Origin of the sequence: Lysinibacillus sphaericus OT4b.31 (assembly GCF_000392615.1) — a bacterium.
GTDB lineage: Bacteria > Bacillota > Bacilli > Bacillales_A > Planococcaceae > Lysinibacillus > Lysinibacillus sphaericus_B.
On record NZ_KB933398.1, the window covers coordinates 3,465,175 to 3,483,641 of the forward strand.

Annotated in this window: 16 protein-coding genes; 2 read left to right on the forward strand and 14 right to left on the reverse strand. The window is 38.8% G+C overall.

Annotated features, from left to right (window positions below):
* Positions 1-30 precede the first annotated feature (30 nt).
* The 6 genes from pnpS to citZ all read right to left on the reverse strand — a co-directional run bounded on the left by pnpS (position 31) and on the right by citZ (position 6,534).
* A complete protein-coding gene (gene pnpS / locus H131_RS15965; protein ID WP_010860175.1) occupies positions 31-1,584 on the reverse strand; it encodes a two-component system histidine kinase PnpS in 1,554 nt (517 codons plus the stop codon).
* Positions 1,581-2,297: a response regulator transcription factor gene (locus tag H131_RS15970; protein ID WP_010860176.1), complete on the reverse strand. Its 717-nt coding sequence runs from the start codon at positions 2,295-2,297 to the stop codon at positions 1,581-1,583. The genes pnpS and H131_RS15970 overlap by 4 nt, the downstream gene beginning before the upstream one ends.
* Positions 2,298-2,353: 56 nt before the next feature.
* Complete coding sequence (locus tag H131_RS15975) at positions 2,354-2,794, reverse strand: MaoC/PaaZ C-terminal domain-containing protein (protein ID WP_010860177.1); 441 nt, start codon at positions 2,792-2,794, stop codon at positions 2,354-2,356.
* Between the two features lie 150 nt (positions 2,795-2,944).
* Entirely contained in the window at positions 2,945-3,883 is a 939-nt protein-coding gene (gene mdh / locus H131_RS15980; RefSeq protein WP_010860178.1) for a malate dehydrogenase, read from the reverse strand.
* A gap of 192 nt (positions 3,884-4,075) precedes the next feature.
* On the reverse strand, positions 4,076-5,338 hold the full coding sequence (icd, locus tag H131_RS15985) for an NADP-dependent isocitrate dehydrogenase (RefSeq protein WP_010860179.1): 1,263 nt from the start codon (positions 5,336-5,338) through the stop codon (positions 4,076-4,078).
* A gap of 80 nt (positions 5,339-5,418) precedes the next feature.
* On the reverse strand, positions 5,419-6,534 hold the full coding sequence (gene citZ, locus H131_RS15990) for a citrate synthase (protein WP_010860180.1): 1,116 nt from the start codon (positions 6,532-6,534) through the stop codon (positions 5,419-5,421).
* A gap of 252 nt (positions 6,535-6,786) precedes the next feature.
* Here citZ and H131_RS15995 point away from each other — a divergent pair, with 252 nt between their 5' ends.
* Positions 6,787-7,752, forward strand: a complete 966-nt coding sequence (locus tag H131_RS15995; RefSeq protein ID WP_230491865.1) for an AI-2E family transporter — start codon at positions 6,787-6,789, stop codon at positions 7,750-7,752.
* Here H131_RS15995 and H131_RS16000 read toward each other — a convergent pair.
* From H131_RS16000 to H131_RS16035, 8 genes are all read right to left on the reverse strand, one after another.
* Entirely contained in the window at positions 7,736-8,125 is a 390-nt protein-coding gene (locus H131_RS16000; protein WP_010860181.1) for an FxsA family protein, read from the reverse strand. The two genes, H131_RS15995 and H131_RS16000, sit on opposite strands and share 17 nt — an antisense overlap.
* Positions 8,126-8,351: 226 nt before the next feature.
* Entirely contained in the window at positions 8,352-10,112 is a 1,761-nt protein-coding gene (gene pyk / locus H131_RS16005; RefSeq protein ID WP_010860182.1) for a pyruvate kinase, read from the reverse strand.
* 27 nt (positions 10,113-10,139) lie between these two features.
* Positions 10,140-11,099: a 6-phosphofructokinase gene (gene pfkA / locus H131_RS16010; RefSeq protein ID WP_010860183.1), complete on the reverse strand. Its 960-nt coding sequence runs from the start codon at positions 11,097-11,099 to the stop codon at positions 10,140-10,142.
* Between the two features lie 227 nt (positions 11,100-11,326).
* Positions 11,327-12,283 (reverse strand): acetyl-CoA carboxylase carboxyltransferase subunit alpha, encoded by a 957-nt coding sequence (locus H131_RS16015; RefSeq protein ID WP_010860184.1) that lies wholly within the window; start codon positions 12,281-12,283, stop codon positions 11,327-11,329.
* Complete coding sequence (gene accD / locus H131_RS16020; RefSeq protein ID WP_036130640.1) at positions 12,276-13,133, reverse strand: acetyl-CoA carboxylase, carboxyltransferase subunit beta; 858 nt, start codon at positions 13,131-13,133, stop codon at positions 12,276-12,278. Before accD ends, H131_RS16015 begins: the two co-directional genes overlap by 8 nt.
* Positions 13,134-13,163: 30 nt before the next feature.
* A complete protein-coding gene (locus H131_RS16025) occupies positions 13,164-13,796 on the reverse strand; it encodes a FadR/GntR family transcriptional regulator (RefSeq protein ID WP_010860186.1) in 633 nt (210 codons plus the stop codon).
* A gap of 130 nt (positions 13,797-13,926) precedes the next feature.
* Positions 13,927-17,010, reverse strand: coding sequence for a DNA polymerase III subunit alpha (gene dnaE, locus H131_RS16030; RefSeq protein WP_010860187.1), 3,084 nt, complete (start codon positions 17,008-17,010; stop codon positions 13,927-13,929).
* A 26-nt stretch (positions 17,011-17,036) separates the two neighbouring features.
* Entirely contained in the window at positions 17,037-17,981 is a 945-nt protein-coding gene (locus H131_RS16035) for a DHH family phosphoesterase (RefSeq protein ID WP_036130641.1), read from the reverse strand.
* A gap of 90 nt (positions 17,982-18,071) precedes the next feature.
* Here H131_RS16035 and H131_RS16040 point away from each other — a divergent pair, with 90 nt between their 5' ends.
* Positions 18,072-18,377: a YtpI family protein gene (locus H131_RS16040; protein ID WP_010860189.1), complete on the forward strand. Its 306-nt coding sequence runs from the start codon at positions 18,072-18,074 to the stop codon at positions 18,375-18,377.
* Positions 18,378-18,467 lie beyond the last annotated feature (90 nt).

Here is an 18,467-nt window from a genome sequence, read left to right on the forward strand (position 1 = left end):
ATAGTCCCTTAATGTGAATCTTACATCATGTTATTGTAAAGAATTCGTTAATTTTTTAGGAATCATGACAATCATTTTTGTACCGGCGCCGACTTCGCTTTCCACCTGAATACGCCCATGATGTGCCTCCACTAGATGTTTGACAATGGCAAGCCCTAAGCCTGTCCCGCCAGAATTCCGACTTCGTGCACGATCCACACGATAAAACCGTTCAAAGACACGAGCAATTTCATGCTTTTCAATACCGATTCCTTCATCCTCGATTTCAAGAATGCCATACGTTTCATCTTCCTTCAAACGAATGGTCACAGTCGTATTTTCGGGTGAATAGGTGATTGCATTGGTAATTAAATTCATGACAATTTGTATGATGCGATTCGCATCACCCATTACCTCTACATCTCTTGGAATATCAACATTAAAGCTCATATTTTTCTCATCTAGCCGAGGACCTGTCAGCTCTGCTCCTCGTATGAGCACATCTTGCAAGTTCATTGGCATAATATTAACGGTAAAACCATGTTGTTCAATTTTCGATAGTTCTAGTAAATCTTGAATGAGCATTTGTAGGCGATTACTTTCTTTATGAATAATTTCTAAAAAAGACAGTAACATTTTCTCATCTTTATAGGCCCCGTCTAGCAATGTTTCTGAAAAACCTTTAATAGACGTAATAGGTGTACGAAGTTCATGTGATACATTCGCGACAAAGTCTTTTCGAATTTGCTCTAAACGTATAAGCTCAGTAATATCATGCATAACAATTACAACACCAAGCCATCGCCCATGATCTCCAATAACCGGTGCACCATATACTTCTTTATTATATAACTCTTGTTGGACTTCCATCTTAATTTGCTGACGGTAGGGCATTTCTGTTAAAAACACATGATCGATAAATTGCTCCAATGATTTTGGCAAGCCAATTGTACGAAAAACCTTTCCTTGCACGTCTTCAAGTTGCATGCCAAAGCGTTCTAAAAATACACGATTGACAATCGATATATTCCCTTCTCGCCCAATCATCATAAGCGAGCTTCCCATATTTTCGATTAACGTTTTAAGCCTTTCCTCTTCAACCTCACGTATCGTTGTAATATCCTGCAAATTACGTGCCAAAATATTGATAGAATGACTAAGCGGCATCGTCCGTTCCTGCTCATTTTCATGGGCACGTGCACGATAATTCCCTTTTGCAAGCTCAAGTGCCGTTTCTGTCACATTATCAATAGGTGCGGTAAAATTCTGAATCATATAGCGACTTACAATTGCCATTAAAATAATACTGATTAAGAATAATATCGCGAGTACTACAAATAGTCGTGCATGTAAATAAGATAGCAGCGAGTCGTTATTGTCAATTGTTTGGACTGCCAATAACGCCTCTTTGTCGTCCGCAGATAGTGTAATCTGTCGTTCCTCTAATACCTTATCTATCGCTTCTTGAATATGCGGGCTCTCCTGTTCATTGTACTGTTTTATATAAACAGGAAAAAGCTGACCTATGACAATAATTAGGACAGCTAGTATTGTTGCGAGCAATAGCATGAATGTCAAGAATAAGCGGTTGCTCATTGATTTCATGACGATTTCGGCTCCTCAAATTTATAGCCAAGGCCACGAATGGTTTTAATAAAAATGGGCTTACGGCTATTTTCTTCGATTTTATCGCGAAGATGACTTATATGCACATCCACAATACGAGTATCGCCTGCAAAATCATATTTCCATACAGCACTTAATAACTGATCACGTGTTAATACACGGTTTTTGTTTTCAAGTAGATAGATTAAGAGTTCAAATTCCTTCGGTGTAAATTCAAGCGCTTCATCTTGTAAAAAAACCTCAAAACGCTCTGGATATACACGCAGTTGACCAAACTCATACATTTTTTCTAATGGTTCATCCTTATCCTCAACTACGACATTTTGTGTAAAGCGTCGTAATACCGCCTTCACACGTGCCAATACCTCACGTGGGCTAAAAGGTTTCGTCATGTAATCATCTGCTCCGAGTTCCAAACCAAGCACCTTATCGAACTCGTCGTCTTTAGCCGTTAGCATAATGATTGGCGTATTCATGCGCTGCTGTCGAATTTGTTTACATACCTCCATACCATCTAGCTTAGGAAGCATTAAATCTAACAGCATTAAATCAGGCTGTAGCGTGATAGCTTTATCTAGACCTTCTTGTCCATCCGCGGCTGTTTCAACTACATAACCAGCCTGCTCTAAATTATATTTTAATAATGTTGCAATGGATAATTCATCTTCTACAACTAAAATTGTTTTTGTCATGTATAATGCCTCCGATAGTGATTTGAAACCCCCATTTCAAATCTACAAGACGTTTACTATAACGCAAGTGGTGGCGTTACCAGTAATGTACCTTTAATCACAAGTTGCTTTTGCTCATTGTATGAGTTTACTGAAACCGTAATTGTATTTTGTACTTTATTGACTACTGTTACCTCTAATAGTGTATCAAATAATTCATAATGATAGAGTGGTCCTAAGTATTTTATATGCTGTTCAATAATTCGTGCACCTGGTCCAGGTATATACTTCGACACAGCTGACGTAATAATGCCATTTAACATGATGGTTGGTACAATTGGCTTTTTAAATGGTGTCATTGCTGCATAATCATGTTGAATATAGAGCGGATTGCTATCATTTGTAAGCCCTAAATAAAGCATTAAATCTTTATCCTCTATTTTTTCAGTAATATGAATTTTCTCGCCAACCGTAATTTCATCTATAGTGAGACCAAGTTTACTGTTCTTTTGAAGCAAAGATACGCCAACCCCTTTTCTATCATACTACCTTCATAGTATCAATTTTATTCTAAAAGTACAATGAAAAGCAGAATAACCATTTTATCCCGCATTACAATAAAAAAAACCGAGTAGGAATGATTCCCACTCGATTTCATAAACTTTTTATTAAGCTAAAACTTCCATAACTGCTTTTACAGCTTCAGCAGAGTTATCTAATGCTGCTTTTTCTGTATCAGTTAATTCAAGTTCGTAGATTTTTTCAATACCGTCTGCACCTAAAAGTGTTGGTACACCTAAGTAAATATCGTTGTAGCCATATTCGCCTTCAAGAAGAGCGATGGATGGCAGAATACGTTTTTGGTCTTTAAGAATCGCTTCAGCCATTTCAATCATTGCAGCAGCCGGCGCATAGTATGCAGAACCGTTACCCAGTAGGTTTACGATTTCAGCACCACCTTTACGAGTACGGTCAACAATTTCTTCTAAACGCTCAGGAGCGATTAAAGACTCTAGTGGAATACCACCAGCGAAAGAGTAGCGAGTAAGTGGTACCATTGTATCACCATGGCCACCTAGTACGAATCCAGTAATGTCTTTAACAGAAATGTTAAGTTCTTCAGCGACGAATGAACGGAAACGAGCTGTATCAAGTACACCAGATTGACCGATAACTCGGTTTTTAGGGAAACCAGTTTCTTTGTATACTGTGTAAGTCATTGCATCAACCGGGTTTGTAAGTACAATTATTGTTGCGTTTGGTGAGTGAGCGGCAATTTCTTTAGAAACTGTTTTCATAACACCTTGGTTGATTTGAACTAGATCGTCACGACTCATCCCAGGTTTACGAGCAACACCCGCAGTGATGATTACTACATCAGAATCCGCAGTATCTGCATAGTCAGAAGTACCTTTAACATAAGAATCGAAACCTTGAATTGGAGCAGCTTCCCACATATCTAAAGCTTTACCTTTTGTTGGGTTTTCAGCTTGAGGAATGTCTACTAATACTACATCACCAAGTTCTTTTTGAGCTGCTAAAAATGCTGCAGTAGCGCCAGTGAATCCGCCACCGATTACTGAGATTTTTTTACGTTTCAAAGACATTTGAATACGCTCCTTTGATTTGGGTTTTATGTTAAAAAAAAAGGGAGGAGAATAACTCTCTCTCCCTTGATTAAACAAGTTGGAAATACTTCATTTAAATAAAGTCGAAAATAATTTGCTGTTAATCAAACATATCTCGACAGATTTTGCATGCATCACAGCTATAATTTTATGCAACTAAAGTTGGGAAAATTATAGGTTTTTGATTAATTCGTCAGCGAACTCAGAACATTTCACTTCTTTAGCACCATCCATTAGACGTGCAAAGTCATAAGTTACAACTTTAGAAGAGATTGTTTTTTCAACTGATGCTGTAATGCTATCAGCTGCTTCTTGCCATCCTAAGTGTTCAAGCATTAATACGCCTGAAAGTAGTACTGAAGATGGGTTTACTTTATCTAAGCCAGCATATTTTGGAGCTGTACCGTGAGTAGCTTCGAAGATTGCGTGACCAGTTACGTAGTTAATGTTCGCACCTGGAGCAATACCGATACCACCAACTTGTGCAGCTAATGCATCAGAAATATAGTCACCATTTAAGTTCATTGTAGCTACTACATCAAACTCAGTTGGACGAGTTAAAATTTGTTGTAAGAAGATGTCAGCGATTGAATCTTTAACTAAGATTTTACCAGCTGCTAAAGCATCAGCTTGTGCTTTGTTTGCTGCTTCTTCACCTTGTTCAGCTTTGATTGCATCATATTGATTCCAAGTGAAAGTTTTATCAGCAAATTCAGTTTCAGCTAATTCATAACCCCATTTTTTGAATCCACCTTCAGTGAATTTCATAATGTTCCCTTTGTGAACTAATGTTACAGATGGGCGGTTATGTTTAATAGCATATTCAATAGCAGAACGCACTAAACGCTCAGTACCTTCTTTAGATACAGGTTTTACACCGATACCAGAAGTTTCTGGGAAGCGGATTTGGTTAACACCAAATTCAGTTTGTAGGAAGTTGATGATTTTTTGAGCTTGTTCAGAGCCTGATTCGAACTCGATACCAGCGTAGATGTCTTCTGTGTTTTCGCGGAAGATAACCATTTCAACGTCTTCTGGGCGTTTAACTGGAGAAGGTACTCCATCAAAGTGACGTACAGGACGTAAGCAAACATATAGATCAAGTTGTTGACGTAATGCTACGTTTAGTGAGCGGATACCACCACCGATTGGCGTAGTAAGAGGACCTTTGATTGCGATTAGGTATTCGTTAATTTTGTCTAAAGTTTCTTGTGGTAACCATTCACCAGTTTGGTTGAACGCTTTTTCACCAGCTAAAACTTCTAACCATTCGATTTTCTTTTCGCCGTTATAAGCTTTTTCAACAGCTGCGTCGATAACGCGAGATGCTGCAGCCCAAATATCTGGACCGATTCCATCACCTTCGATGAACGGGATTACTGGATTGTTTGGTACATTAAGTACGCCATTTTCAACTACAATTTTGTTTGACATTATTGTTGCCTCCTAAATTCATAATCATAGGACTGTGTTAAAGGTAACACAGTCCCAAATATTCTAGCATATTTTCCAAATTAGCGCTCGCTGATTGGAACATATTTTTGCATGCCTGGTCCAACATACTCCGCACGTGGACGGATTAAGCGGTTGTTAGCATATTGTTCAAGAATATGTGCTACCCAACCAGAAGTACGAGAAACTGCGAAAATTGGTGTGAATAGGTCATGATCAATGCCTAAAGAATCATACACTGACGCAGAGAAGAAGTCTACGTTTGCAGGTAATTTCTTTTGTTCAACAATCATGTCATGGATTTTAACTGACATTTCATAAAGCTCTGGTTTACCAGTTAGTTCAGTTAATTTTTGTGACATTACACGTAGGTGTGGTGCACGTGGATCGCCTTTACGGTATACACGGTGACCGAAGCCCATGATTTTTTCTTTGTTATCTAATTTATTTTGAATATAAGATTCAACTTTTTCAAGTGAACCGATTTCGCTTAGCATTTTCATAACTTGTTCGTTTGCACCACCATGAAGTGGTCCTTTTAATGCGCCGATAGCTGCAGTAACACCAGAATAAACGTCTGATAATGTAGCTACACATACGCGTGCAGTGAATGTAGAAGCATTTAATTCATGATCAGCATGTAATACTAATGCTTTATCGAATGCTTCAACTTCGATTGCTGCTGGTTCTTCACCTTTTAACATGTATAAGAAATTCGCTGCATAACCTAATTCTGGTTTTGGTGCAATTGGCTCTAAGCCTTTACGAACACGTGCGAACGCAGTTACAACTGTAGCAATTTTAGCTTGTAGACGGATAGCTTTACGGTAGTTAGCTTCTGGATTCATTACATCCGCTTCTTCATCGAATACACCAAGTAAAGATACTGCAGTACGTAGTGCAGCCATTGGATGTACAGTTGAAAGTGGGTATGCTTTGAATTGGTCTACAATTGCCTGTGGAATAGACATGTTGTCTGCTAATTGTTGTTTTAACTCAGCAAGCTCGTCCGCTTTTGGTAAACGAGTGTGCCATAGTAGATAAATTACCTCTTCAAATGATGCGTTATCTGCTAAATCATCAATGTTGTAACCAACATATGTAAGTGTGTCATCGATAATTGAGCTGATTTTAGATTCCGCCGCTACGATACCTTCTAAACCTTTTGTTGCTGACATAAATTATCGCTCCCTCATACTTTATATTTTTGTTGTAAATGCTATTCAATCGTTATCATTTACGGTTTTTGCTCATATGAACCATTAAGTAAATCGCTTACATTGCTATTATAATCATTTTTGACAGCTTTGTGAATGAAAAACACCCAAATAAAGAAAAAGGCGCCCGAGCGACTATAAACACGTTCCAAAGAGTTTCTTTTGTATTTTTTGACATTATTTTTTTATTTGAAACGAGGTGAATTTGTAAAAATGAGGAATATTAAGTATTTTTCATACGAAAGAACTACAAATATTCTATTATTTATTTTTTATTTATTAATTCTTTGGTTCGTATTACCTGTATCCCTTGCAATATTTTTATCTTTTTCTACGTATCCTATTATAAAATTTCTCAATTCTTATTGTAAAATCGCCTATTGGCTCGCAGCAATTATCGTAGAAATACTGATACTTACTTGTATTTTTCTCCTCATAATTATATCTATTAACAGCATCATACTTATCTTCCCTGAAATAAGAGATACACTTCAAAACTTCCAGTTATTCACTGAATACGAGTCCATGTTTATACAAGTTTTACAGGAAAAATCGTTGACAATTTTTGATTCTATCCTCGTTTATACAGCAAATTTATTGCAACTATTCATGAAGCATGTAATTGAAGTGTTTATTTTCCTTGTCGCTTACTATTTTGCGTTACTGGAAACACGTAAATCCCGTTACTGGTTTTTCCAGTACGTTCCGAAGAAATTTCGCAACGAGTGGCAATCACATTTTTCAAAAATCATGCAACTCTTTCATTACTTTATATTTGTGGAGTTTCAGTTATTCACCATTACACTCCTCATACTTTGTGCAGGCTTTATGATTTTTCAATTTGAACAAGCCATTATTAAAGCATTTATCGTTGCATTCGCAGATGTGCTTCCATTCTTCGGTATTGGGGTCTTTCTCGTACCCATGAGTATTTACTTTTATTTCAATGGCAATACTTTTTTATGTGTTGCGATTTTACTGTTGTATTTGTTTGTTCAATTAACAAGGCAGCTAGCTGATTCCATGCTGTGGTCCAATACACTTCAATTACGTACATTCCACACTTTTTTCATCAGTGCTGCATCTATTTTATTATTCGGATTTTATGGCATTTTACTCAGCCCTATATTTTTATTCTTGGCTGTTAAACTTAAGGAAAAATCTATTTTTGAACGATGATAAACTGCCCTTTTTTCATTTTTTTACGAATCCAATAAAATACGATTGGTTGAAACAGCTTTTTTGAAAAAGGCATGAGTAGTAATAAGCCGATAAGATCCGTTAAAAAACCTGGTAATGCTAACAGCACACCGCCACTAAAATTCAGCAGCGCATTAATTAAAATAGGTCCCGGCGCTTCTCCTCTAGCCATCGTATCTTTTACCTTTTGTACAGAATTCATACCTTTATTTTTTGCTACATAAACACCGATAACACTCGTTACCACAATGAGCAATAAAGTATTCAACACACCTATATTTTGACCAACAACTATTAATAACGCCAATTCGGCTAATGCATACACAATGAAACCAAGAAAAACTTTTCGCATATTTTTCTCCTTCCTATATGAAAAAGCTATACCATTTATACGTTATTATAGACCAATAAGTTTCATATAAAAAACAATGAGCCTAAATTATAAGTAAAAGCTCAAAATATTGTGTACTTTTAAGGAACAGTAGCGATAGCTGTAAATACTATTTAGCCTCTATATATTGCACTATAAACAAAAAGCTCCAGTACGATGTCACGTACTAGAGCTTTTTCGTTATTAATTAAAGAACACTCGCATGCCCCTTATAAATGACACCTGTTTCAGCATCCATTGTTATTTCTTGACCGTGTCGAATTATTGTCGTTGCTTCTTTAACACCAACAATAACTGGAATTCCAAGGCTTAGCCCAACAACCGCTGCATGGCTTGTCAGTCCACCTTCCTCCGTAATAAGACCGATACAATTTTCTAGTGCTGGCATCATATCACGATCCGAGCCAACTGTTACTAAAATACAACCTTCTGTATCATAAGCAAGTGCTTCTGCTGCGTTTTTTGCAACAACTGTTTTGCCGATTACGGAAGCTTTGCCAATACCTTGTCCACGAGCAAGTAAATCTCCAATAATGTGTACTTTCATTAAGTTTGTTGTACCCGCTTCGCCCACTGGTACACCAGCTGTAATAACAACTGCATCACCGTGTGTTACATAACCATGTTTTAAGCTTTCATCAACAGCAAGCTCTAAAATTTCATCTGTCGTTGTTACACGTTGGCATACTACTGGATATACACCCCAAACAAGAGTTAATGTACTCGCTGTATTGACAGAGCCTGTTACCGCGACAATCGGCACACCTGGTCGATATTTTGCAATCATTCGAGCTGTATTACCACTTTCTGTTGGTGCAAGTACGGCTCTTACGCCTAAGTTAATCGAAGTATAGGCAACTGCCTGTGAAATGGCTTCTGTCATATTTGCTTCTTTTTCACGACTTCTTGTGGATACGATAGCCTTATAATCTAATGAATGTTCTGTACGCTCTGCGATTTTATTCATTGTTTGTACAGATTCAACTGGATAAAGGCCCGCTGCTGTTTCACCCGATAGCATAATCGCATCTGTTCCATCAATAATAGCGTTGGCAACGTCACTTGCCTCAGCACGTGTTGGGCGAGGGTTACGTTGCATTGAATCTAACATTTGCGTTGCAGTAATTACGGGTTTACCTACTTGGTTACATTTTAAAATTAATTTCTTTTGTACAAGAGGAACTTCTTCAGCAGGAATTTCTACCCCAAGGTCTCCACGTGCTACCATTAACCCGTCGGATACTAAGATGATTTCGTCGATATTGTCGACACCTTCTTGATTTTCGATTTTCGGGATAATTTGAATATGGCCACCACCGTTTTGTTCAAGCAACTCACGGATTTCTAGCACATCCTTTGCACGACGTACGAATGAAGCTGCAATGAAATCGACGCCTTGCTTAATGCCGAATAAAATATCTTGTGCATCTTTTTCGGTAATTCCAGGAAGTTGCACAGAAACACCTGGTACGTTGACACCTTTTTTATTTTTTAATACACCGGCATTTTCTACAATTGTGTGGATTAGGCCATTTTCTGTATCTGTAGCTAATACACGTAATTGAATTAAACCATCGTCTAATAAAATAATTGAGTTTTGTTCTACGTCTTCAATTAATTGATGATAAGTGACAGAGAAACTTGCCTCTGTTCCTTCTACTTCAGTCATTGAAATATCAATAACTTGACCTGTTGTTAAATGTAGTTCGCCATTTTGCATGTTATGTGTACGAATTTCAGGTCCTTTTGTATCTAGTAAAATTCCCACAGGTTTGCCTAACTTCTCTGCTACTTCGCGTATTAAATTAATGCGCACTTCATGTTCTTCATGTGTGCCATGCGAAAAATTTAAGCGAGCTACGTTCATACCTGCCTCGATAAGTTTTTCTAAAGTTTCTGGTGATTCACTTGCTGGTCCAATTGTACATACGATTTTTGTTTTTCTCATTTTCTGCCCACTCCGTTTTTATCCAAATTATATTGAAAGTTCTTTCATTAAAGAATATAAACCTACATCTGCCTCATGATTTTTTTCAAAAGCTTCTGGCATATCATAGTCGATTACTTTATGATTGCGAATACCAACCGCTCGACCAAATTTACCTTCTATTAGTAATTCTACTGCGTGTGCTCCAAACTGACTTGCAAGTACACGGTCTCGTGCTGTTGGAGAACCTCCACGTTGAATATGACCAAGTACAGAAACACGTGTCTCTTTCCCAGTTTTTTCTTTTAAAAGTTTTGCCAACTCATTCCCAGACATTACACCTTCAGCAACAATGATAATACTATGCTTTTTACCCCGTGCTTCACCACGCTCTAAACGTGTCACGATGTCCGCTAAATTATAATCTTCTTCAGGAATTAATACTGTTTCCGCACCTGCAGCCAAACCTGCCCATAATGCGATATCCCCAGCGTCTCGCCCCATTACTTCAACAATGAATGAATTTTCATGAGAAGTCGCTGTATCACGAATTTTATCAATGGATTCAACAACTGTATTCAGGGCAGTGTCAAAACCAATTGTATACTCAGTGCCTGGAACATCATTATCTATCGTCCCTGGTACACCAACAACTGGAAATCCTTTTTTCACTAAGTCCATTGCACCACGATAGGACCCGTCACCACCGATAACGACAAGACCATCAATACCAGCTTCCCGCATTTTCTCAATGCCCTGCTGTTGTACAGCATCTTCTTTAAATTCAGGGCAACGTGCTGAAAATAAATTCGTGCCACCTCTTTGAATGATGCCACCTACAGAACCTAAATCAAGTGGCTCATAAGTGCCTTTAATTAGACCTTCATAGCCATGCTTAATCCCAACAACATCAACTCCATGATAAGCTGCCTTACGAACGACTGCACGAATGGCTGCGTTCATGCCTGGCGCATCTCCACCACTTGTTAAAACGGCAATTTTTTTCATTGTCGAACAACCTCCTGCAGTTATCTATTATTATTCACATTAACACGAAAAAACAAACTATGTAAGGGTTCTGGAACGACAAAAACATAACTTTTACATAAAAAATGAAAAGAATGCGCTTTCACACACTCCTTCCATCGAAAAAAATCTAAAATCTACCATTTTTCCAATAATACTATGTATTATTGTCCTTATTTCATCTTTCAATACCTAAAATCTAAATCGAGTTATCCTTCAGTATATTGTCCGATTTTTTTAAACTTCTCATACCGGTCTTCGACCAATTGTTCACCGTTTAAAGAATGTAATGCTTTTAATGTGTCACTGATACATTCTTTTAAATAGAGTGCCTGTTTCGCTACATTGCGATGCGCGCCTCCCGTTACTTCTGGAACAATACCATCTATAACACCAAGTTCTTTTAAATCAGGTGCGGTAATCCGCATTGCTTCAGCAGCTTGCTTCGCCAGGCTCCCATCACGCCATAAAATCGATGCAGCTCCCTCAGGAGAAATTACCGAGTATGTTGAATTTTCTAGCATGAAAACACGGTTTGCTACTCCCAATGCAAGTGCACCTCCGCTGCCTCCTTCTCCGATAACAACGCTGATGACTGGTACTGTTAAGCCAGCCATTTCCACTAAATTACGAGCAATCGCTTCACTTTGACCACGTTCTTCAGCCGCCTTACCAGGATACGCACCTTTCGTATCAATAAAACAAATAATTGGGCGGTTGAACTTCTCTGCCTGTTTCATTAAACGTAATGCTTTACGATAACCTTCTGGATGAGGCATACCAAAGTTACGTCGGATATTCTCCTTCGTAGACTTTCCACGTTGATGTCCGATAATAGTTACTGGCTGTCCTTCGAAAATGGCAATCCCTCCAAGAATTGCCGCATCGTCTCCAAATGTTCGATCTCCATGTAGCTCAATGAAGTTTTCACACATTGCCTCGATGTATTGAAGCGTTGTTGGACGCTCAGGATGACGTGCAACTTGCACACGATCCCACGGTTTCATGTTTGCATATATAGATTGCTCTAACTGTGTTAAGCGTGTTTCAAGCTTTTCAATTTCGCCTGTCATATCTACATCTGCTTCAGCAGCAATTGTTTTTAGTTCATCAATTTTTTCTCGTAATTGTACAACTGGTTCCTCAAAAGCTAATGTTTTAGACATGTTGCATGCCGCCTTTCGTATGCATTTTTACAAGCACTGTCACTTGTTTTCGTAAATCCTTACGATGGAAAATTGCATCAAGTTGTCCATGCTCTAATAAAAATTCTGACGTTTGAAAATCGTTTGGAAGCTTTTCTCTCACTGTTTCTTCAATCACTCGACGACCAGCAAAGCCAATGAGTGCTTGTGGTTCAGCAATATTAATATCACCGACAGAGGCAAAGCTTGCAGAAACGCCGCCAGTTGTTGGATGCGTCAAGATGGAAATAAATAACAGACCTTGTTCACTATGGCGCTTTAATGCCACGCTCGTTTTTGCCATCTGCATTAACGATAATACGCCTTCTTGCATACGTGCACCGCCACTTGCCGTAAAAATAATAAAAGGTAAACGTAATTCCGTTGCTTTTTCAACAGCACGTGTAATTTTTTCTCCAACGACAGAGCCCATTGAACCCATACGGAAATGGGCATCCATAATCGCTACAACAATTTCTACTCCATCAAGTGTACCAAGGCCAGTCAATACAGCCTCATTTAATCCTGTTTTTTGTTGATCGGCCGTAATTTTCTCTACATAGGCTGGGAAACCAAGTGGATTACTTGTTTGTAAATGGTCGTCCATTGACACAAATGAACCTTCATCTAAGAAATACGCTACACGTTCCTGTGCAGTCATTTTAAAATGATGCCCACATTTCGTACAGACTTTATGATGCTTTTCTAATTCTTTCGTAAGCTGGATATGACGGCATTCTGGACACTTTGTCATGAGTCCTTCTGGAAATGCCTTTTCCTGTCCATCCTGTTTCTTTTTTCGGTTTCCACTAAATAAATCGCGTATTGCCATGTCTGACTCCCCCTTTGTTGTCTAAATGCTTTATACAGTACCCATCCACTGTTCGTAAGCTTGTAATGCCTCTTTTTCATAACCAAGCTGCATCGATTTCAACATTGTTTGAATGATTATTTTTTCTTCTTCTGTTGAGTTTCGATTTAAACGGTCACCGTCATAAGCTGCTAATTGAAACCAGATTTTTAGTGCAAGGCGATTGCCTGTCGTAATTAATAACTCTCGTAAAATATCCCGACAATTTACCGACCCTTCTATTTCTAGTTTCACAAAGAAACTGTCCCACACTGGTAATGTTCGCAGAATCTCTGTACAACTTATTACGCGGATAGCTTCCTTTTCATGAATTTGTCGCGTGAATTCGACATCTTTTTTTGATTTTTCATCTTCTAATATAAACATCGACAAGACTTCTACGAGCTGATGCTTATGTGTTGAGGCAAGAAAAGTACCTCCACCATGTCTCGTTTCAATGAGTCCAAGCAATTCTAAACTCCGAAGCGCCTCTCTCACAGAGGAGCGGCCGACCCCTAGACGCTCAGAAAGAACTCGTTCAGAAGGTAGCTTCTCTCCAGCTTGAATTTTCTCCAAGTGAATAAGCTGACGCAACTGCTGAACGATTTCTAAAAACACTTTCTTTTGTTCGGTTTGTTTATCCATACGATTAACTCCCCTATCAAAAAAGTGGTCTGACCACTTTTTAACGTTGACTCTAGCTTACAAAATAACTGTATAAATGTAAAGAAAAAACTGCATAGAGTTTATGCAGTTTCTAAAATCTTGTTTAATTTCATATTTTTTTCGTCGTTTGCGCATGTTTTGCTTTCACTTGAGGCTTGCCAAACCGCAGTTCCAGCGATCCTTCAATGTATAACAATTCATCTTCTAATAACATTTCCTCGACTAACTGAAACACCTGAGGAAATAATGTCACAGAAACCATACCGAATTCATCTTGGAGTTGAACAAAAGCCATTTGCTCACCTTTTTTTGTGCGGATTTTCTTCACTTCTTCAACCAGGCCAATCATTTTTACATACGTGCCCTCACGCATACTTTTCAGCTCACGGCACGTAGCATTCACATCACTCCAAAATACTCTTTCCTCAGAGACAGGGTGTGCTGTTATATAAAAGCCTAGACTTTCTTTCTCATGCTGCAGCTTTTCCTTTTGCGACATGACTTGTGCCTCCATATACTTCGGCTTACCGAATTCAAAAGTTGTAGCTGTTTCAAGATCGATATCCTCTGTTGGGCGTAAGAGTTCTGCCTGCTTCAAAGCTGCCTCTAAAGTTGTCAGCAACACCGCACGATCCTTCCCTAAATAATCCAGTGCTCCAGCGAAAATTAAAGACTCCATCACTTTCGGTTTAAAGTGCTGTGCACTTAAAGCAACAGCCATATCAAATAAATTATGAAAGGCATCTTGATTTGTTTTTCTCAAAGCTACTACCTTCTCTAAAAACGGTTGTGGCACACCTTTAACGCCCGATAAACTATAGCGAATACCATCATTTTCGACAGTAAAGAACTTTGTGCTCCGCTGCAAGGAAGGTGGGTAAAATGGAATGCCTTTTTCCTTCGCTTCAGCGACAAGCTGCTGTATTTTTTCGGCATTACCTGTCGCATTCGATAATAAAGCCGCATAAAAACTTTTCGGGAAATGTGCCTTTAAATAGGCCATATGATAAGAGATTATACTATAGGCTACCGCGTGACTTTTCGGAAAACCATAGTCCGCAAAGCGTACAATTAACGCATACACCTCTTCTGCAATGTTTATAGCAAAACCTTGCTTCATCGCTCCACTGACAAATGCAGCACGTTGCTCCTCTAGTACCTCGCGCTTTTTCTTACTAACCGCACGACGTAGTAAATCAGCCTGCCCCATCGTAAAACCAGCCATGACAGAAGCAATGCGCATAATTTGTTCCTGGTAGACAATAACACCAAACGTCTCTTTCAAAATTGGTTCCAGTGTCGGATGTGGCATAATGACAGGCTCTTTCCCCGCTTTTCGTCGTGCATAGATAGGTATAAAATCCATCGGTCCTGGACGATAAAGTGCGTTAACAGCGACAATATCTAAAAAATGCGTTGGGTGAATATCACGTAATGCTTGCTTCATCCCTTCAGACTCTAATTGGAAAATCCCGACTGTATCGCCACTTTGTAGTACTTGGAATGTCTTTTCATCTTGCAACGGGATAAGTTCGAATTCAATCCATGGCCCTCCCGCTTTATAAATTGACCAACGTATTTGCTCTAATATAGTTAAATTGCGTAAGCCTAAAAAGTCCATTTTCACAAGTCCGCTCGCCTCGACGTCTCCCATTGGCCATTGGGTTAAATAAATATCGTCATGCCCCTTTTCAATCGGTACGGTATTTACTAACGGTGTTGGTGATAACACAATTCCAGCCGCATGTGTAGAAGAATTTCTAGGTAAGCCCTCTAGTTTTAACGACACTTCATACCATTGACGATGGTATTCACTTTCAGCTAGCCAGCCTTGGAAATTTTGTGATTCTGTTATTGCTCTTTGTAACGTCATCCCTGGTTTATTAGGAATCATTTTTGAAATTTTTTCTAATGTTTCTGCCTCAAAACCAAAAACACGAGCGACATCTCTGGCAACAGCTTTTGCAGACAAAGTACCAAAGGTAATGATTTGCGCTACATTTGCCTTACCATATTTTTGTGCAACGTATTGAATAACTGTTTGCCTTTTACTATCGACAAAATCAATATCTATATCAGGTAATGTAACTCGTTCAGGGTTTAAAAAACGTTCAAATAATAAACCATATTCAAGAGGATCAACACGGGTAATGGATAAGCTAAAAGCGACAAGTGAACTTGCCGATGACCCACGCCCTGGTCCTGTTAAAATATGATTTTCTTTTGCAAAGCGCATAAAATCAGCAACAATCAAAAAATAATCCGCATAGCCCATCGAACAAATAATATCTAACTCATAATGAAGTCGTTCACGATAGGCTGTCGGTATTTCCGACTGCTGAAAGCGTGCAGCAAGTCCCGAAAAAGCTTCTTTAATGAGTAGACTTTCAGCTGTGTCATCACCTGATACAGGATATTTCGGCATTTGGACATGTGCCTCTGGGATTTTCGCTATACAGCTAGCGAGCATCAATGCACTTGCTTCAAGCCATTGTGGACGATCGACAAACCATGCACGCCACTCTTCCCTCGTTGGTGCAAAATGCCACTGTAAGTGAGCTGTTAGCATTGTGTCACTGAGCTTTTCCCCCTGTTCAATGGCTCTAGCAACCTCAAAGGCAAAGTGATCTTCAGGGCGTAAAAAATAGCTGTCCTGTGCGGCAACGATCCTTACGTTTTCAGCCTCACACCATAACGAAATAGCCGTTTCCCTTTCCGAAACAACACCTGCTGGTCTTGCAATACCTATAAAAAATCGCTCTGCAAAGACAAGATGGAGGGCACTTGCGACCACAGTCCATTCCTCTAGCTCTGTTGAGTGACCTGAAGAAAACATTGCTAAACAGCCCGCCGAATAGCCTTCAAGCCATTTCCATGGTAAGACCTCGTTTTCTTTAATAGAAACGGCACTACTAATCTTTAATAGATGTTGGTAGCCTTCTTGTGTCTGTGCATACAAAACAACTGGAATTACAGTTTCCTGCCACTGCACATTCACCGTTAGCCCTAATACAGCATGAATATTGGCCTGCTGCATTGCTTTACAAAAAGGCAAAAGCCCGTACAATTTCGAATTGACGATTGCACAGGCCTGTGTATTCTGCTCTTGTAAAAAAGGGATCAATTGCTCAAGTCGAATCGTACTTTTCAATAAATCCGCGCTCGTATGCATTTGTGTATACACGTGTGTCAAAAGAATCCCTTCCTCTCATTCCATTTTTATTGATATGCCTGACAGATTTCCTGTAAACGTTTTGTTACACGGTCCGCCTCTTCCCATGAATACGCAGTTGCGCCTGAAGCGAGCGGATGTCCACCACCATTGAATTCCTTGGCCAATGTATTAATAATAGGTCCTTTTGAACGTAAACGTACTCGAATTTGATCGCCTTCTTCAATAAAGACTACCCATGCACAAATTCCTTTTACACTTCCAAGACAACCTACTAAAAGTGATGCTTCTGATGGCACAACATTAATATCAGCAAGCAATTCCTTCGTAAGCTTCACAAAAGCTGCACCATTATCATCCATTTGGAAATGCTGATAAATATAGCCTTGTAAATTTAATAGTTTACGTTCCATTTCATACATACCATCGAAGATTTGATTTCGATCAAAATCATATGTAATGAGCTCACCAGCAATTTTAAAGGTTTTCACGGTCGTGCTTGGGAATTGGAAACGACCAGTATCACCAACAATTCCACCAAATAATAATCTTGCTGCTGCAGCAGATAGCGTCCAGTTAGCTACTTCTTTGCCTTCCTCAAAAAGTTCATAGATCATTTCACTACATGAACTTGCTGTCGTATCAACCCACAGTAAGTCCCCATATGCATCGTCATTTGGATGATGATCAATTTTAATGACCATTTTACCTTTCGTATAGCGTTGGTCATCTACTCGTTCAGTGTTTGCTGTATCCGTAACAATGACTAGTGCATCTGCATATACATCATCTGCAACTTGATCTGGCATTGCTAAAAATGACAGGGATGCATCATGCTCACCAACTGCGTATACTTTCTTTTCTGGGTAATTTGCTAAAAGTAACTCCTTTAAGCCAATTTGTGACCCATAAGCATCGGGATCAGGGCGCACATGTCGATGGATAACGATTGTTTCATATGAAGCAATTGTGTCGATGATTTGTCTTTTCAAAATGGTTTCCCCCAAAATGATAGTAATAACCGTTAGCAATTTTCTTAAATTATCGTTACAATAATGACTAGTTATGCTAGGAGGTTTACTATGCTCAATTTAATTTTTGTATTTGCGATTATCATAGCGTTTGTATTTTATTTTTATTTTAAAACAAGACAATTCCGTTCTACTTTACCGATCGCTAAAAACTGGTATAAAAGTAAAGCAAACGTAGGTCTAGGCGCGTTTATCTTATTGTTCGCCTTAAACCAGGCGTATTTATTCCCTGGTACGTATACCTTTATTATTGTAGCAATTCTTGTCGTTTTAGGCATCTTTGTTGTAATAGAGAATGTTAAAAAGGTCCGTCACTACGGTCAATACGTTAAAGAAGAATTCCGTATTAACCAATAAGTGATAACTTAATCGGACATTAACCGGAGTCTGATTTGTTCTTTGAGTGATGACAACGGAAGTTTCAGTAACCGTTAAACTGCATAAAGC

What these genes read in the sequence shown, in the direction of transcription:
- pnpS (WP_010860175.1), bottom strand. Translation starts at nt 1,584, where the DNA reads ATGAAATCAATGAGCAACCGCTTATTCTTGACATTCATGCTATTGCTC.
- H131_RS15970 (WP_010860176.1), bottom strand. Translation starts at nt 2,297, where the DNA reads ATGACAAAAACAATTTTAGTTGTAGAAGATGAATTATCCATTGCAACA.
- mdh (WP_010860178.1), bottom strand. Translation starts at nt 3,883, where the DNA reads ATGTCTTTGAAACGTAAAAAAATCTCAGTAATCGGTGGCGGATTCACT.
- icd (WP_010860179.1), bottom strand. Translation starts at nt 5,338, where the DNA reads ATGTCAAACAAAATTGTAGTTGAAAATGGCGTACTTAATGTACCAAAC.
- citZ (WP_010860180.1), bottom strand. Translation starts at nt 6,534, where the DNA reads ATGTCAGCAACAAAAGGTTTAGAAGGTATCGTAGCGGCGGAATCTAAA.
- H131_RS15995 (WP_230491865.1), top strand. Translation starts at nt 6,787, where the DNA reads ATGAGGAATATTAAGTATTTTTCATACGAAAGAACTACAAATATTCTA.
- H131_RS16000 (WP_010860181.1), bottom strand. Translation starts at nt 8,125, where the DNA reads ATGCGAAAAGTTTTTCTTGGTTTCATTGTGTATGCATTAGCCGAATTG.
- pyk (WP_010860182.1), bottom strand. Translation starts at nt 10,112, where the DNA reads ATGAGAAAAACAAAAATCGTATGTACAATTGGACCAGCAAGTGAATCA.
- pfkA (WP_010860183.1), bottom strand. Translation starts at nt 11,099, where the DNA reads ATGAAAAAAATTGCCGTTTTAACAAGTGGTGGAGATGCGCCAGGCATG.
- H131_RS16015 (WP_010860184.1), bottom strand. Translation starts at nt 12,283, where the DNA reads ATGTCTAAAACATTAGCTTTTGAGGAACCAGTTGTACAATTACGAGAA.
- accD (WP_036130640.1), bottom strand. Translation starts at nt 13,133, where the DNA reads ATGGCAATACGCGATTTATTTAGTGGAAACCGAAAAAAGAAACAGGAT.
- H131_RS16025 (WP_010860186.1), bottom strand. Translation starts at nt 13,796, where the DNA reads ATGGATAAACAAACCGAACAAAAGAAAGTGTTTTTAGAAATCGTTCAG.
- H131_RS16040 (WP_010860189.1), top strand. Translation starts at nt 18,072, where the DNA reads ATGCTCAATTTAATTTTTGTATTTGCGATTATCATAGCGTTTGTATTT.